Source organism: Paenibacillus sp. J22R56, from assembly GCF_056269375.1.
This window is the reverse complement of record NZ_JBWDNV010000005.1, coordinates 166,379-181,935: the sequence shown is the minus strand read 5'-3', so window position 1 is coordinate 181,935 and position 15,557 is coordinate 166,379. Positions and strand designations below refer to the sequence as shown.

The 15,557-nt window shown below is 43.2% G+C and carries 14 protein-coding genes; 11 read left to right on the top strand and 3 right to left on the bottom strand.

Annotated elements, in window-relative coordinates:
- The first annotated feature begins 105 nt into the window (after positions 1-105).
- A complete protein-coding gene (locus AC0YNT_RS13795; RefSeq protein ID WP_475805109.1) occupies positions 106-957 on the top strand; it encodes an aldo/keto reductase in 852 nt (283 codons plus the stop codon).
- A 70-nt stretch (positions 958-1,027) separates the two neighbouring features.
- Here the strand turns inward: AC0YNT_RS13795 and AC0YNT_RS13790 are convergent, their stop codons facing one another.
- The gene (locus tag AC0YNT_RS13790; protein ID WP_475805108.1) at positions 1,028-1,573 is read right to left on the bottom strand and encodes a TetR/AcrR family transcriptional regulator; all 546 of its coding nucleotides are present in this window, start codon (positions 1,571-1,573) and stop codon (positions 1,028-1,030) included.
- 172 nt (positions 1,574-1,745) lie between these two features.
- Here AC0YNT_RS13790 and AC0YNT_RS13785 point away from each other — a divergent pair, with 172 nt between their 5' ends.
- The 4 genes from AC0YNT_RS13785 to AC0YNT_RS13770 all read left to right on the top strand — a co-directional run bounded on the left by AC0YNT_RS13785 (position 1,746) and on the right by AC0YNT_RS13770 (position 3,808).
- The gene (locus tag AC0YNT_RS13785; RefSeq protein ID WP_475805107.1) at positions 1,746-2,066 is read left to right on the top strand and encodes a carboxymuconolactone decarboxylase family protein; all 321 of its coding nucleotides are present in this window, start codon (positions 1,746-1,748) and stop codon (positions 2,064-2,066) included.
- A 25-nt stretch (positions 2,067-2,091) separates the two neighbouring features.
- Positions 2,092-2,838, top strand: a complete 747-nt coding sequence (locus AC0YNT_RS13780) for an SDR family oxidoreductase (protein WP_475805106.1) — start codon at positions 2,092-2,094, stop codon at positions 2,836-2,838.
- A gap of 34 nt (positions 2,839-2,872) precedes the next feature.
- Positions 2,873-3,271, top strand: coding sequence for a cupin domain-containing protein (locus AC0YNT_RS13775; RefSeq protein WP_441889443.1), 399 nt, complete (start codon positions 2,873-2,875; stop codon positions 3,269-3,271).
- A 120-nt stretch (positions 3,272-3,391) separates the two neighbouring features.
- Positions 3,392-3,808, top strand: coding sequence for a hypothetical protein (locus AC0YNT_RS13770; RefSeq protein ID WP_475805105.1), 417 nt, complete (start codon positions 3,392-3,394; stop codon positions 3,806-3,808).
- 43 nt (positions 3,809-3,851) lie between these two features.
- Here the strand turns inward: AC0YNT_RS13770 and AC0YNT_RS13765 are convergent, their stop codons facing one another.
- Both AC0YNT_RS13765 and AC0YNT_RS13760 read right to left on the bottom strand, forming a co-directional pair.
- Entirely contained in the window at positions 3,852-5,213 is a 1,362-nt protein-coding gene (locus tag AC0YNT_RS13765; protein ID WP_475805104.1) for a response regulator, read from the bottom strand.
- Complete coding sequence (locus AC0YNT_RS13760) at positions 5,194-6,921, bottom strand: sensor histidine kinase (protein WP_475805103.1); 1,728 nt, start codon at positions 6,919-6,921, stop codon at positions 5,194-5,196. The genes AC0YNT_RS13765 and AC0YNT_RS13760 overlap by 20 nt, the downstream gene beginning before the upstream one ends.
- Before the next feature lie 331 nt (positions 6,922-7,252).
- On the opposite strand from AC0YNT_RS13760, the gene AC0YNT_RS13755 reads away from it, so the two are divergent.
- From AC0YNT_RS13755 to AC0YNT_RS13730, 6 genes are all read left to right on the top strand, one after another.
- Positions 7,253-8,050, top strand: a complete 798-nt coding sequence (locus AC0YNT_RS13755) for an ABC transporter permease (RefSeq protein ID WP_475805102.1) — start codon at positions 7,253-7,255, stop codon at positions 8,048-8,050.
- 15 nt (positions 8,051-8,065) lie between these two features.
- Complete coding sequence (locus AC0YNT_RS13750; protein ID WP_475805101.1) at positions 8,066-8,935, top strand: carbohydrate ABC transporter permease; 870 nt, start codon at positions 8,066-8,068, stop codon at positions 8,933-8,935.
- A 36-nt stretch (positions 8,936-8,971) separates the two neighbouring features.
- Entirely contained in the window at positions 8,972-10,675 is a 1,704-nt protein-coding gene (locus tag AC0YNT_RS13745; protein WP_475805100.1) for a type 2 periplasmic-binding domain-containing protein, read from the top strand.
- 75 nt (positions 10,676-10,750) lie between these two features.
- Positions 10,751-12,124, top strand: a complete 1,374-nt coding sequence (locus AC0YNT_RS13740) for a family 43 glycosylhydrolase (protein WP_475805099.1) — start codon at positions 10,751-10,753, stop codon at positions 12,122-12,124.
- 25 nt (positions 12,125-12,149) lie between these two features.
- Complete coding sequence (locus AC0YNT_RS13735) at positions 12,150-14,150, top strand: beta-galactosidase (protein ID WP_475805098.1); 2,001 nt, start codon at positions 12,150-12,152, stop codon at positions 14,148-14,150.
- 136 nt (positions 14,151-14,286) lie between these two features.
- Positions 14,287-15,450 (top strand): FAD-dependent oxidoreductase, encoded by a 1,164-nt coding sequence (locus AC0YNT_RS13730; protein WP_475805097.1) that lies wholly within the window; start codon positions 14,287-14,289, stop codon positions 15,448-15,450.
- The last annotated feature ends 107 nt before the right edge of the window (positions 15,451-15,557 follow it).

The window sequence follows — 15,557 nt, the reverse complement described above, 5'->3', positions numbered from 1 at the left end:
TTTGGAGTGAGAGGATTAGGCAAGCATTTGATATGAATAAGGTAACGGTGGCTAGGACGTCTGGTACATAATAAAGAGGTAAAAAGATCGACTGGAGGATATAATATGAAAAATGTAACTTTGAACAATGGTGTTCAGATGCCTATACTCGGTTTTGGTGTTTTTCAGATGACAGATCAAAATGAATGTGAACAAAGCGTTTATGACGCTATTATGGCGGGCTATCGTCTGATTGATACAGCAGCCTCATATATGAATGAAGAAGCAGTTGGTAGAGCGATCAAGCGAAGTGGTGTGGCAAGAGAAGAATTATTTATTACCACGAAGCTGTGGGTTCAAGATACAGCATATGAAAAAACAAAAAAAGCAGTCGAAAAAGCATTAGCTAGATTGCAATTGGATTATTTGGATCTGTATTTAATACATCAGCCATTTGGCGATGTACACGGCTCTTGGCGTGCAATGGAGGAGCTGTATCGTGAAGGTAAGATTAGAGCGATTGGCGTAAGTAACTTCCATCCGGACCGCCTGATCGATTTGATTATTCAGAATGAAGTTGTTCCTGCCGTTAACCAGGTAGAAACACATCCTTTCAATCAGCAAATTGATAATGCTAAATTCATGAAAGAGAATAATGTTCAAATTGAGTCTTGGGCGCCTTTTGCTGAGGGAAAAAACAACTTGTTCCAGAATGAAGTATTGGCATCTATCGCTGCAAAGTACAATAAATCCGTTGCCCAAGTGGTATTACGCTGGTTAACACAAAGAGATGTTGTTGTTATTCCGAAGTCTGTTCGCTTAGAAAGAATTAAAGAAAACTTCAATATCTTTGATTTTCAGTTAAACCAAGAAGATATGGAGTCAATTGCTGCACTGGATACGAACGAGAGCCTGTTCTTCTCACACCGTGATCCTGAGATGGTGAAATGGATCAGCAATCGTAAGCTGGATATCTAATTCCGGGTTAAAAATAAATGTAGGAGCAGATGCACTTAGGTCATCTGCTCCTATTTTGTTTTGTGTGAGACTATAAGTTTCTTTCTAACAAAATCCCCATTTGCTCTGCCAAGACGTGTGGCGATTCAGGGATTTCTTTCGTGAAGTACGATTCCACGATCCCAACAATAGCTGTTCCAAAAAAGGTAAGAATGATCTCTTTACTGAGTCCTTGGTTTTTTCCATCACTCACATTTACTTCATCCTGTAACTCTTCGATTACAAACGTAACGAATCTGCTGCGGAATGAAGGTGCTCCACTACTTGTTAACATCGTTGAGAAAAAGGAATAGTTCTTTTCGAAATATTCGAACCAAATCAGATTGGAATCTACAAAGCTCAGATCTGCTGCTGATCTGCAGAGGATTCTAAGTTCGTTAAGATGTTCTTCAATGAGCTTATCAAGCAGATCATATTTATCTAAGTAATGAAGATAGATAGTTCGTCGACCAACATTTGCCCTGTCGGCAATTTCTTGTATAGTCATTTCATCAAATTTCTTTTCAGTCATTAGCTCAATAAAGGCGGTTTTTATTGATTCTTGAGATTTGATTATTCTTCTATCTACCTTTGTCATTGTCATTTTCACCACACTTTCTTGAAAAGTACTACACAGTTTCGATGGATTTGTGCAATTTTGCTCAATTCCAAGTCATTTGGCCATTGCAGACATTCTTCTAACCCTTATAATTATACACAGATGTGCAATAATGCATCAATATGCAGTAACGGATGAGGGAAGGGATAAAATGTCGAAACTAACACCTGCTCAGAAAATGATCGGAGATTTTGCTCCAAAGCTTGTACAACTAAACGATGAAGTTTTATTTGCAGATGTCTGGGAACGCAAGGAGCTTTCTCCTCGTGAACGCAGTTTAATTACCGTTTCTTCTTTAATAACGGGTGGAAATACGGAACAATTAGGGTTTCATTTAAATAAAGCAAAAGAAAATGGACTTACCGAAGATGAGTTGGTTGAAGTTATTACTCACTTAGCCTTTTATGCGGGGTGGCCAAAAGCAATGTCAGCCATTATGGTCGCCAAACAATTGTTTTCGAAAGAACAATAAAATCACGGAAGGATGTATGTTTAGTATGTCAAATATTAAAGATAAAGTTGTCATTATTACAGGTGCATCAAGTGGGATTGGAGAAGCAGCAGCAAAGGAACTTGCCTCTAAAGGTGCGAAGCTTGTACTTGCAGCTCGTCGCGAAGACCGCTTGAAGACTCTGCAAGAAGAAATCAAAAGCAGTGGTGGTCAAGCTATTTACTCCGTGACAGATGTTACTTCGCATGATCAAATGGAAGAACTAGCGGCGTTTGCCCTCAAAGAGTATGGGCAAATCGATGTTTTAGTAAATAATGCTGGAATAATGCCACAAGCTCTTCTGTTCAACAAAAAAGTTGATGAGTGGGATAAGATGATTGATGTGAATATAAAAGGAGTTCTCTATGCGATCGCTGCTGTCCTACCTTCCATGAGGGAGCGTAAATCCGGCCATATCATCAACCTATCTTCTGTAGCTGGACATAACATCTACCCTGGTGGAACGGTTTATTGTGGTACCAAACATGCAGTAAGAGCTATCTCTGAAGGGTTACGTCAAGAAGAAGCGATGAGTGGCACAAATATCCGTGTTACAAATATTTCTCCAGGAGCTGTAAATAGTGAGTTGCTGGAGACGACAACAGATCCAGAGCTAAAAAAAGGATTAAATGATTTTTACAAAGTGGCTATTGATGCTGAGAGCATAGCTCGTTCCATTGCTTTTGCCATTGAGCAGCCAGCAGATGTAGCAATTAATGAAATGATTATTCGCCCAACCGTACAAGTAGGCTAAGGCAAGTAAACCAAAAAGAGAGTAGGTAGCCATAATGGCAAACGAACAATTAAGTAATAGCACAATCTTTCCTCTGGGACAAAAAGTGGATCCAAATTATTTTATCGGGGATGCATTCCTGCAGATGGTCTTTACGGATCCAACACCACTCAATGCACCAATTGGTAATGTAACCTTTGCTCCAGGAGCACGCAATAACTGGCATACTCATAAAGTTGGACAAGTATTGTTAGTTACGGGCGGTGAGGGCTGGTATCAAGAAGAAGGTAAACCAGCTCAATTGATCAAGACTGGAGACGTTGTAAATATCCAACCAAATGTGAAACATTGGCATGGCGCGACAAAAGACAGCTGGTTTGTACACTTAGCCATTACTCCGGGACAGACGGATTGGTTAGAAGCTGTTGATGATGAAGCCTATAGTAAGTTATAAAAAGAATTAAACAAACGCATCAAGTCTATTGACTTGGTGCGTTTGTTATATGTTACTTTCATTTCCAGCAACTTAAACAGCAAACGTAACGTTGGTTATGTTGAGGGGTGACAACAGACAATGTTCAAATACATATCCGTATTTATTTTGGGGCTTTCTTTGGTTTTAGCTGCAGGCTGTTCGAAGGAAACTCCTTCAGAAAATGTACCTGCTCCAACAAGTACAGCAACAATAGTAGTTGAATCTGATCTGATCGGTACAGTAAAAGTGGAAAATATAGGTACAGAGACAAAAGTTAGTTACACATTCAAAAATCAAAGCAACAAAATAGTGACGGTTATTGGAGGAGCTAGCTATAAGCTGCTTCGTGATCAAGAAGTTATTGATGAGGGTTCTGTACCCGTCAAAGATTATACTGATCTAGAGCCAGGTGGAGCGTATATGAGTGGGAAAACATTCGTGAATTTGCAAGCGGGTTCGTATCAAGTGGAAGTAGAGTGGAACAAGACAATAGCCACAGCTGATTTTATAATTTAACAAAGGCGTGTCGAATGGATCATCCATTTGCACGCCGTTTATATTAGTTTTTCACCGCTTCACATTTGATTCGCCGATATTGATAGGGAGTGGTCCCATATTGATCTTTGAACAGCTTAATAAAATATTGTGTCTTTTTGTAACCAACAAGCTGGGATATGTCGACCACATGAAGATTCGAATCGATTAGCAGCTGAGCGGCCTTCTCCAGTCGTTTCATGGCGATATGGCTGGATAGATTTTGACCAGTCTCCTGCTTGTAAAGCTTGGAGAGATAGACCGGATGAAGGTGGACAATCTTCCCTAACTCCTCCAGACTGAGGTCATCACTAATATGGCATGCGATGTAGTCATGAATGGTTTGGACGATTATTTGATTAGAGGATTTATTTCCGTTAAACAATTGAGAAAGACTAATCATGATGATCGGGAGTGCTGAGTGGGGTTCAGACAGCTGATTAAATATCCAATCCACCACGTCTGCCTGCTGTAATTTGGTGTCCATCGTGTACAGTGCAGAAGTCAATTCCAGCAAATAAATGATCTTATGTTTCCGGGAAGCGAGCTGTGAGAAAATTCTCTGAATTTGTTTCCGGGCAAGCTCACATTCTCCAGGCTCAATGCTCGGTAATGTACGCATGATTTCGAGATCAGATGGACATACCTTCTCTTCATAGAAGAATTGGTAGAACAAATGGCGGACGACATTCCGATGACTAAACTCGAACTTTTCCGATACGTTCAGGGTTGGAAATATAGAAGAGAGGTTATCTGCACCAGATGCCGGAATAAGTCCGATAAGCTTTGACCCGGTACGCCAAATAAAACGCTTATAGTCTAGGCTGTAATCTCGAAGAATCATTTCAGCCCGTTCTTCTGTTTCATGGAGCTGGAAAAAGCAGAAGCTTTCATCCATCATAGCCGTATGGACAGGTTTATATTCGTCCCTTGGAGGACAATGCTCGCTGATCACAGTCAGTAAGAATTCTAGACCATCCAGTTTGTCCCAGGCAACAGGTGTGTTTTTCTTTTTCTTATGGATGAACAGGCTTACTTTTTTCATTGCTTTTTCCATATCGTCTTTATCTACGGGTTTTAATAAATAATCGACAGCCCCTAATCGCACGGCTTGCTGCGCGTATTCAAACTGAGAATAACCGGATAGAATGATCACTTTTGTTTTAAGTCCTTGTTCTTCGATATGCTGCAGAAGATCAATACCGGAAACCTCAGGCATCCGAATATCGGTAATCAGGATATCGAATTCATTGCTCTTCAAAATCTGTTTGGCATTAATGGAGTTGGTTGTTGTTTCGATATACTCAACACCAAGGCTCTTCCAATCAAGCAGATGCTTTAAATATTCAACGATATAATGGCCGTCATCAACGATTAAGAGCCGCATATTCCTCTTCTCCTCCTTCCAGTGACAAGTTAATGAATGTCATAACGGACAAGCCGCCCCAGTCATTCATGAAAAACCGTAGACTACTTAGTTCCCCATATGCATTTTTGAGCCGCTTATTGATATTCCATAAACCAATTCCATCTGTACCCTCGGGTGCTGATTCGCAATCAATTCTAAGCTTCAGCTTCTCCATCTCATCAGGAGTCAGCCCTTTTCCGTCATTACTGATAATGATGAGCGCGCCGGGATGAAGAAGTTTAACGTCAATCGTAACGCGATAGGCGCCTTGCATCTCTTCAATGCCATGCTGAATGGCATTCTCCACAATAGGTTGAATAATAAGCGGCATAATAGGGTGCCTGCCTAATTCAGGTGGAAGATTGATTTCATATTGAATTTGCTTACAAAGTGCCATGATTGATAAATAATGGTCAGCCAGCTGTAATTCCGAGTTCAAAGTGGCTTCAACGGAATCAAGCCTAGTTAAGTAGCGGTAATATTCGGCTAAATGCTTGCTCATCTGGATGACACCATCTGGAGATGACTTGGCCATCGACATGATGAAGAACAGACTATTGTACAGAAAATGCGGATTAATTTGCGCTTGCAGCTGCTTGATCTCAGCATCTTTCCGCAGCTCTGTCTCTACCTTCAGGGAACCAAATAAGGCTTGAATTTTTGCAACCATGTGGTTGAAGCTTTTAAACAGACTAAAAAATTCGTTAGCAGGATTCTCGCTGATTCTGGCGCTGTAATCTCCTAACTCAACCTGGAAAAACTTCTTATCCAGCAAGCGGACATTGCGGTAATAGTTGCGGTAGAACAAGAAGATAACGAATAAGCCAATAATCAGGATCGATACAATGCTCGCCATGAATACCTGCTGATTCCGATGCAAGGGGCTCATAATATCCGTCACCTGAGTATACGTCACGAGATAAGTATCAATGGGCTTAATATACTTCGATAATACATAATAGTCTCCGTCACCATTGTGATAATCAAATTTTTGAATTTGTTCCGCATCAGGCGTTATCAGTTGTTTGATCTTTTCCTCGATCTTGCTGTCGACCGGTTTATTACTGAGCAGCTCACTTTTGTTAATGAGGAAAAAGGAATTTGAGCTTTCGCTGTTAACTGCTTTCTCAAGCAAGCTTGCCAGATACTCTGTTTTTAGCTTCACGCCTACAACGTATTGAATATTATCCGGATTACTCGGCTGATGAATATAAGGATAGATGGAGAAATAGTACAAGCTGTTATTGACCAACTGCCAGCCTCGTTTGGATACGGTTTCAAAAGGGATCTTGCCAAGCATATCATGGCCGGAAGAAATAAAGCTGCTGTCAGATTTCCAGTAGATCCCGATGTATCCGATCGATTGACTTGAGAGAATTGAACCTGTTAGTCGATCAGAGAGATCATTCTTTTTCATCTGGGCGTCATAATTGTCGAGCTCCTGAAGCTGACGCTGATAGAGCCGTACATCATCATCGGCCGTGTATTGGATTCCGTACATACTTGCTTCCGATATGACACTTTCCAGGATACTGTCTGCATAGGCGATTTGGTTTTTCGAAGAGGTGATCAAGCTTTTTTGAATCGTCTTCGAGCCTAGTGTGTTCATTACAAAAAATAAAGCTAACGTTAGCATTAAAAAAAAGATGAAAAAGTAGATAAACCGTTTCATGTTTACTTTTTTCATCCTAAATCACCCCTTTTAGTAGGATCATTATAAGATATATGTCTGGAAAGGGGAAGGAACGGAGAACCATTTGAATGAAAGCGTATACAGATTGATTGAAAGAGTGGTTATGATGTTCAGATTGAGTCATTTCTGAGCGGAAATGTCTTTGTTAACATTAAGTCAGTAAGAACAACAGACAGCCATACAGGGGGTGAACAAAATAGCTCAGGTAAGGAGTAGGAAGAATCCTTGGAACAAGGAAATAAAGAAAAATTGGCCTTTATATGTGCTTTGTCTCCCGGCTTTAGTCTGCGTCATCATCTTTTCATATGGGCCGATGGTTGGCCTCTTGATGGCATTCGAAGACTACAAACCGTGGCAGGGTATCTCGGGTTCGGCCTGGATTGGGCTCGATAATTTCAAGCGAATCTTCGATTATGAGGAATCGACACAAGCCATTTACAACACGCTTATTATTGCAGTCATCAAGATCATAGTTGGTATGATCGTACCGATCTTCATGGCTATTCTATTAAGTGAGATTCGTATGATGGGCGTCAAGAAGAGTATTCAGACTTTGGTGTATCTGCCGCATTTCTTGTCGTGGGTTACGATAGCGGGGATCATGATTGATATCCTCGGGCTGGATGGCAGCATTAATCATATGCTCACTCATCTGTTCGGGATTAAACCGATTTATTTCCTAGGTGACCCGGAACTGTTCCGGCCAACGATTATTATTAGCGACCTGTGGAAAAATTTCGGATTCAGTATGATCGTTTATCTTGCGGTTATTACCGGTATTGACCCGTCTTATTATGAAGCTGCGGAGATTGACGGTGCAACACGCAGACAGCAGATCAGACATGTTACTTTACCAAGTATGCTGCCGATGATTATCGTTATTGCGACTCTTAGTCTTGGTAATGTCCTGGATGCTGGATTTGACCAGATCTTTAACTTGTACAATCCGCTGGTATACAGCACAGGTGATATTATCGATACCTACGTATACCGTTCGTCCTTGTTGAATGGTCAATATGGCTTTGGTACAGCAGTAGGCTTGTTCAAATCCTTAGTAAGTTTCATCCTTATTATCATTTCTTACCGGATTGCTTATAAGGCAGCTAATTATAAAATTTTCTAAAAAGGAGGAGGGGGAGTGTACCATAAGTCCACGGGGTATAAGGTATTTGCAGTTTTCAATTATGCATTTCTGATTCTCATTGCCTTATCATGCTTCTTGCCTATGCTTCATTTGTTAGCGCAATCGTTCAGCAGCAAGTCCGCAATAAACGGTAACCTGGTTGTCTTCTGGCCGGTAGAGTTTAATACGGATGCCTATGTGAAAACCTTTCATAACACCAACTTTACCGGTTCTATGCGAATTTCGGTTATCCGGACCGTTGTTGGGACCGTACTCAGCATGTTTGTCATTACAACAGCAGGTTATGCCTTATCCAAAGACTTCCGCGGACGTAATGCGTTAATGTGGATCTTTATTTTCACCATGCTGTTCTCCGGCGGCTTAATTCCTTCCTACATTCTGATTACGAAGCTTGGATTAAAGGATACGATCTGGTCGCTGATTCTGCCTGGGGCATTTGGAGCGTATAACCTCATTCTCATTATGAACTTCTTTAAGACGATTCCGAAAGCGCTGGAAGAAGCGGCATTTATCGATGGGGCATCGTTCTTTGCGATTTTCCGAAAAATCTATTTGCCTCTGTCTCTTCCCGGCCTAGCAACTGTCGGACTGTTTATTATGGTAGGAAACTGGAACGCCTGGTTCGACGGAATCTTGTATATGTCCGATACGGCTGATTACCCGCTTGCATCGTTCCTGCAGACGGTTGTCGTACAAGGCTCGGCACAGAATATGGCGCTCACGCCATCAGAGGCAGAAGCCTTGTCGGAGCAAAGTATTAAAGCGGCTCAAATCTTTATCAGCACGCTGCCTATTATTCTCGTGTATCCGTTCCTGCAAAGGTATTTTGTAAAAGGGATTGTCTTAGGCGCAGTAAAAGAGTAGGGTTTCCATATGAAATATAAAGGGGATAGAATGGATATGAAAAAAATCGCGGTTCTCGCTTCCGCTGCTATTCTTACTACTGGATTGCTCGCCGGTTGCAGCTCAGATAATAAAGAAAATACCAATAAAGGATCTAATGCAACTGCAAATGCTGACGCTGGAACAGCTATGAAGGACGGTAAATTCGATCCACCTATCACGATTTCGATTGCCAAACAGCAGGACGAGAATGCGGGCAAATACATTAATGGAGAGACCATAAACGACAATGTGCTGACGCGCTGGGGTAAAGATAATCTAGGTATTAATATTGAAACCACTTTATTAGGCGGTGACGCTGGCAACTACAATACAAAGCTTCGTCTGGCCATTACCGGTTCCGAGAAGCTTCCGGATGTGCTGCCCGTGTACGATACGATGCTGGAGAATGATCTGATCCAATCCGGACTTGTGAAGGATATTACAGAAGACATCAGCAAATATATGCCTGACCGTTTGAAAGAGATATACAAGCAGTTCCCAACGTCATTTAATCCGATCGTCCATGACGGTAAGGTTTACGGTATGGCTATTGCGCCGAACTTAACGGAAGGCCAAGTAATGCTGATCCGTCAAGACTGGTTAGATAAATTAAATCTGAAAGCACCAACTACGATCGATGAATTTGAGAAGGTTATTGCTGCGTTTACGAATGATGATCCAGATGGTAATGGTCAGAAGGATACTTACGGTTTCGACTTCTCCGGCAAAGATTCCTATAACACAGGCTGGGTAAGTGATCCGGTCATGATTTTCAGTGCCTTCACTGGTAAGAATCTTCCTGGACAATGGTATAACGATAACGGGAAGCTCGCTTACGGATCAGTAGCCGAAGGCACGAAGGAAGCTTTGCTCAAGCTGCAAGACTGGTATTCCAAAGGTTACCTGAATCCGGAGCTTGCTACACAAGGCGCATGGGATGCACTTGCTGACTTTACAGAAGGCAAAGCCGGCATTATTATCGGTCGTCCATGGCTGTATGGAAGTATCAAAGACGTAGAGAAGAATGTTTCAGGTGCGAAGGTTATTATGTATCCGACGATCAATGGCGTGAACGGAGATAAAACTTATCAGGCAGGCCAGCAAAATGACGGCGTGTTTATGTTCAATAAAGATTTCAAGAACATGGAAGCTTTCTTCGTTTACTATGACAAGTTGTACGATGCTGCGTTTGGTACTGGCGACTTCAAGTATGGATACGCTCAAGGCTATGATTATGATATCGTCAATGATGAAGTTGTGTTTGATCCTACAAAATTCAATAAGCCTCTTGAGGCTGCTGTCATGGTTGGGAAAATGTCGTTTACGAAAAATACGCCAAGCGTCGATGGCACGGGCAAATCCTTCTATGATCTGGCTAGTGGCGCAGAAGCCAATACTGGCGTTCTGATGAGAGCTGCTTCGGCAGATCAGACAACAAGAGACGGGTATGTTATCTCTTATGAGAACAGTGATGTCCTGCTGCCAAATGCATTTAACGGTCCTCCAACTAAGACGATGCAAGCTTCATGGGAACAGCTTACAACGATGGAGAAAGAAACGTTTACCAAGATCATTTACAGCAGAGAGCCAATCTCGGCGTATGATGATTTTGTGAAAAAATGGCATGACAAAGGCGGCACTCAGATTACGGAAGAAGTAAACGAGTGGTATACCAATGCTAGCAAAGTTGATGTCATGACCAACATGGGATTGAAATAAATAAAGAGAAAGGACAGGTTCAGTCAAGGTCATCTTGGCCGGACCTGTTTTTTTGCAGAAACGGAGGAATTATTAATGAAAATGTCTAATATTGAGCCGCTTGTGGATCAGAACGGCAACCCCGTCCATGCACATGGAGGTCATATGCTCTACGAAGGCGGGTATTATTACTGGTTTGGAGAAAACCGGACGGGAAGACGGAAAGTAAGTTGTTACCGGTCCAATGATTTGTCGCACTGGGAATGGCGGAATGATGTGCTTACGTTGGACTCACCAGTGAAGCCGATTTATCACCGTGCGTCGCTCACACTTGAAACGAAGGAAGGCGCTGATCGTGGTTACGGTACGGGAGCGGTTATCGAACGCCCGAAAGTGCTGTTTAATGCAACCACTGAACGATATGTGATGTGGATGCATTGGGAGAACGGGCGGGATTACTCTGATGCGCGTTGTGCGATCGCTGATTGTGATACGGTGGATGGCAATTATGTTTACCGGGGCAGTTTTAATCCGATTGGTCATATGTCGAGAGACTGCACGTTGTTCCAGGATGATGATGGTACAGCATATTTCGTATCCGCGGCAAGAGAGAATGCGGATTTGATCATGTACCGGTTGTCGCCGGATTATCTAAGTATTGAAGAGCAGGTGAAAATTTTATGGCCGGGTCAGGCACGAGAAGCACCGGCGATTATGAAGCGTAACGGGGTCTATTTTCTAATTTCTTCTGCCTGTACCGGCTGGCTGCCGAATCAAGGAACTTATGCCTGGTCGGAAGACCTGACCGGCCGATGGTCTCCTTTGCAGCATTTGGGGGATGCGACTACGTATGATTCCCAGCCTGCATTTATTGTTCCGATTACAGGAACGGAAAGTGGACAAACCTCGTATCTGTATGTCGGTGACCGCTGGGATCCTTCTCATTATCATGCCTCTTCTTATGTGTTCCTTCCGCTTAGTTTTCCTTCGGATCGGGAAATGAAGCTTGATTGGGCGGATCTGATAAATATCGATTTAAAGTCGGGTAATTTGAAGGCAGAACAAGGGACTGGCAGCAATCGTATTCGAATCAAGAGTATCGGGACAGGGCAATATCTTGCCGCAGGAGATCAATTGGAGATTCGTAAACTCGCTTATGGAGATCAAGAGCAGCAATGGACGGTGGAATACGACTCTACAGGGATGGCGAGACTGCGGAGCGGTGATAAGGTGTTGAAGACGGATGCCTCAGGTTCACTGAACCTTGAAGCAGCAGGTAATGATGAATTCCCTTGGCAGTTTACTCCAGCTGACGAAGAGGGATTGTTGATTGGCTGTGGCGAGATTGTTCTAACAGCATCTTCTGAGCAAAGAAGCAGCAACGGAGAAATAACGCTGGAATCCAAGCTTGTTTATGATCCGCGTAAGGGAGCAAACAAGCAGCTCTTTCAACTAATACCAGTAAGATAATCCTTGGATGGAAAGAGGCATAGCTATGAAGGGTTCACTATCGGTGCCTATAGGGTGGTTCCAAGTTGATGAACAAACACTGCTTGAAGCTAATCCTACAGGAGGCTGTCGGATGACAACATCGCCAATTGGAGGTGGGATGGCGCTTACACTCGGAAATCTAGCTGCTGAAGCATGGGTTAATTATCATTTTGTATATTTAGAAGTGTATCACGAATGCCATGACGTGCTGGTGTTGTTGTTCAGCTTTTACGATGAAGACAATCGTTCCATTACTTATCATGTAGGTACTCTTCCAGGTGTAAGCACAATGATCTGCCTGCCGCTTGTCCATCTTAATGGAGAGAAGCTGTTTCTCCCGCGTTTTCCAGGCGTCATGCAAACAGTGCTGCGAGGGGATGCGCAGGTTGACCGGGAAAGGATTATTGGATTCTCTATTTCTACGATTCCATCAACAACAGACAGAAGTGTAGAAATCCGAAGTATATGCTTAAGCAAGACGGAACCGATACCAGATTATAAGGCTGATCTTTATATAGATGAGTTAGGTCAATTAAGAAACAGGGACTGGCAGGGTAAGACGAAACATTCAAATGAACTTGTGGATGATTTGCAGACAGAGCAGAAGCTAGTGTTTGATGTTAGAGCAGATAAGTTAGACAACAGGATTAGCCGTTATGGAGGCTGGAGAGGACTTCAGTTTGAAGCAACAGGTTATTTCCGTACAGAAAATGATGGGAGCAACTGGTGGTTTGTTGATCCTGAAGGGTTTGCTTTGTTTAGTACAGGGATGGACTGCGTTGGTCCGTCCTCCTCTATGCGAGTAACCGGCATGGAACATCTGCTGCCATCGCTGCCTGATAAGGAAGGAACCTATCGGGATGCATGGTCGAAGGATGGGAAAGAGTTCAGCTTCCAAATTGCCAATCTTATTAGGGCATTTGGTGAACATTGGCGTTCAGCTTGGACAACGTTAACCGATTACCGTTTGAGACAATGGGGCTTCAACACGATTGGCAATTGGTCTGATCCCTCTTTTATCCGGAGCACCCAGCTTCCTTATGTATTTCCGATGTCTGATTTTCCGCAAACAGAGCAGACAATCTTTCGGGATTTTCCGGATGTGTTTAGTGCAGATTATGAGCAGAATTCTAAACGATTCGCTGAGCAACTGCTTCCCTTGCTGGATGATCGCCGTATGATTGGTTATTTTCTACGCAATGAACCTCACTGGGCATTCGTAGATGGTCTCAACCTGACTGAGCAAATGATGAAATCGCCAGTGCGATTTGCCAGCAAAGAACGATTTGCCCAGTGGCTGCGAGATAAATATGTGGACGTGGAGCAATTAAATGCAACTTGGGGAAGTGCATACAGCAGCTTTGAGCAGCTGTTTCAATCTGAGAATAGCATAGTTAATTCTCAACCTGCACGTGATGCGGATTATGCCTCATTTAACCGTTTGCTGATTCGCCGTTATGTGGAGTTACCTGCAGGGCTGTGCAAGCAAATAGATCCTAACCATCTTAACTTAGGCATGCGATATGCCTGGGTAGGCAGCGATGAAGTGCTCGAAGGCTGCGAATGGTTTGACGTCTTCTCCCTTAACTGTTATCAGTTTTCTCCTGACAGGGACCAAATTATCCAGATAAGCAGGAAACTGAACAGGCCAGTGATGATTGGCGAATACCACTTTGGTGCAGCAGACAGCGGTATGCTGGCATACGGGATCAGGGCAGTAGCAACGCAAGAGGAGCGTGGGCATGCTTACCGATATTTTGTGGAACAGGCAGCAGCTATTCCCGAGCTGATTGGTGTCCATTATTTTCAATGGAATGATCAGCCTGTACTTGGGCGGTTTGATGGAGAGAATTATCAAATAGGTGTAGTAGATGTATGCAACCGGCCTTATGCCCCATTTATAGAAGGAGTTAAGCTAGCTCATGAGCGGATGTATGATGTGCGTGCGGGATCGATCCAACCATATGATGTAGCACCAGTCGAGATACCTAAAACAGGCTTTTAGTTCCGAATAGAAACCACACTTCATCATGGAGCGTGGTTTTTTACGTTCCGTTTAAATTCGGTTTAAGTAAGCAAGTTATTGTAGTCATATAGCAACGACAAACTAACAACATCATTCCATATAGGAGCTGATTATTATGACAACAATTAACACACAGAAAAGAATCGCAATTATCGGTGGAGGACCTGGTGGACTTACACTCGCCTTAATCTTGCAGAAGCATGGCATTGCGGCAACGATATATGAACGTGGTGGAGTGAAGGGCAACGCTGAGCGGGGTGGATCACTCGATATTCATGAGGATTCTGGCCAGCTGGCACTGAAAGAAGCAGGACTGCTTGAGCAATTCCAGGCGATTGCCCGTTACGAAGGTGAAGACTTCCGGTTGTTCGATAAGTCGGGCAAGGTTTATATGGATGAGGTAGCAGAGGAAGACGGTGGCGGAGGCCGCCCAGAGATTGACCGTGGCGAGCTATGCGATCTCTTGCTGAAGGATCTGAAGCCAGGAACGATCCGTTACGGCTATAAGCTGACAGAAGCGATTCCGCTCGCTGACGGCAGACATGAGCTTCATTTTGACAATGGAGAGACGGAACTTGCTGATCTTGTTATTGGAGCGGATGGTGCTTTCTCTCGTATTCGACCACTTCTGACGGACGCCAAGGCAACCTATACCGGGCTTAGTATGGTAGAGCTCCATGTGGATACAAATGCACATCCGGATCTTGCTGCCTTTAATGCGAGAGGTAAAGTATTTGCACTGGATGATCGTAAAGGCATATTAGCTCAGTTAAACGGGGACGGAAAAATCAAAGTGTACCTAACCTTTACGACTGAACAGGAATGGATTGATACTTGCGGTATTCCATTCGACCAGCCTGTAGAAGCAAAGAATCAGCTATTAACGCATTTCGAAGATTGGGACGACATGCTCAAAAATTATATTCGATATGCAGATAATACGGTTCTGCCTAGACGGATCTATATGCTGCCGCTTGGTTTGCGGTGGGAACGGAAACCAGGGGTCACACTGATTGGAGATGCAGCACATCTGATGTCTCCATTCGCAGGGGAAGGCGTGAATCTTGCTATGCTTGATGCAGCCAATCTTGCGCTAGCTATCGCGGGAAACGATAATATCGAGCATGCAATCCAAATTTATGAGGAGAACATGTATCAATACTCCTCGGAATCCGCTCAGGGATCGGATGACAATTTGAAGCTGATGTTCTCAGACAACGCCGCCGCTAATCTTAAAGGTTTGTTTGATGATATGCATGCACAGTTTGCTCAACAATAAATTAGACACTGGTTAAAGCAAACGGAGCATTTCGAATGATTCTGGAGAAGCGAAGCGTTCGCTTTTGCTCTGGGGATTCCTACCCTATTAAGCTGATTCAAGGGAAT

Coding starts and splice junctions, on each gene's coding strand:
- AC0YNT_RS13745 (WP_475805100.1), top strand. CDS start 8,972: ATGAAAAAAATCGCGGTTCTCGCTTCCGCTGCTATTCTTACTACTGGA.
- AC0YNT_RS13735 (WP_475805098.1), top strand. CDS start 12,150: ATGAAGGGTTCACTATCGGTGCCTATAGGGTGGTTCCAAGTTGATGAA.
- AC0YNT_RS13780 (WP_475805106.1), top strand. CDS start 2,092: ATGTCAAATATTAAAGATAAAGTTGTCATTATTACAGGTGCATCAAGT.
- AC0YNT_RS13770 (WP_475805105.1), top strand. CDS start 3,392: ATGTTCAAATACATATCCGTATTTATTTTGGGGCTTTCTTTGGTTTTA.
- AC0YNT_RS13740 (WP_475805099.1), top strand. CDS start 10,751: ATGAAAATGTCTAATATTGAGCCGCTTGTGGATCAGAACGGCAACCCC.
- AC0YNT_RS13775 (WP_441889443.1), top strand. CDS start 2,873: ATGGCAAACGAACAATTAAGTAATAGCACAATCTTTCCTCTGGGACAA.
- AC0YNT_RS13795 (WP_475805109.1), top strand. CDS start 106: ATGAAAAATGTAACTTTGAACAATGGTGTTCAGATGCCTATACTCGGT.
- AC0YNT_RS13760 (WP_475805103.1), bottom strand. CDS start 6,921: ATGAAAAAAGTAAACATGAAACGGTTTATCTACTTTTTCATCTTTTTT.
- AC0YNT_RS13765 (WP_475805104.1), bottom strand. CDS start 5,213: ATGCGGCTCTTAATCGTTGATGACGGCCATTATATCGTTGAATATTTA.
- AC0YNT_RS13790 (WP_475805108.1), bottom strand. CDS start 1,573: ATGACAAAGGTAGATAGAAGAATAATCAAATCTCAAGAATCAATAAAA.
- AC0YNT_RS13785 (WP_475805107.1), top strand. CDS start 1,746: ATGTCGAAACTAACACCTGCTCAGAAAATGATCGGAGATTTTGCTCCA.
- AC0YNT_RS13730 (WP_475805097.1), top strand. CDS start 14,287: ATGACAACAATTAACACACAGAAAAGAATCGCAATTATCGGTGGAGGA.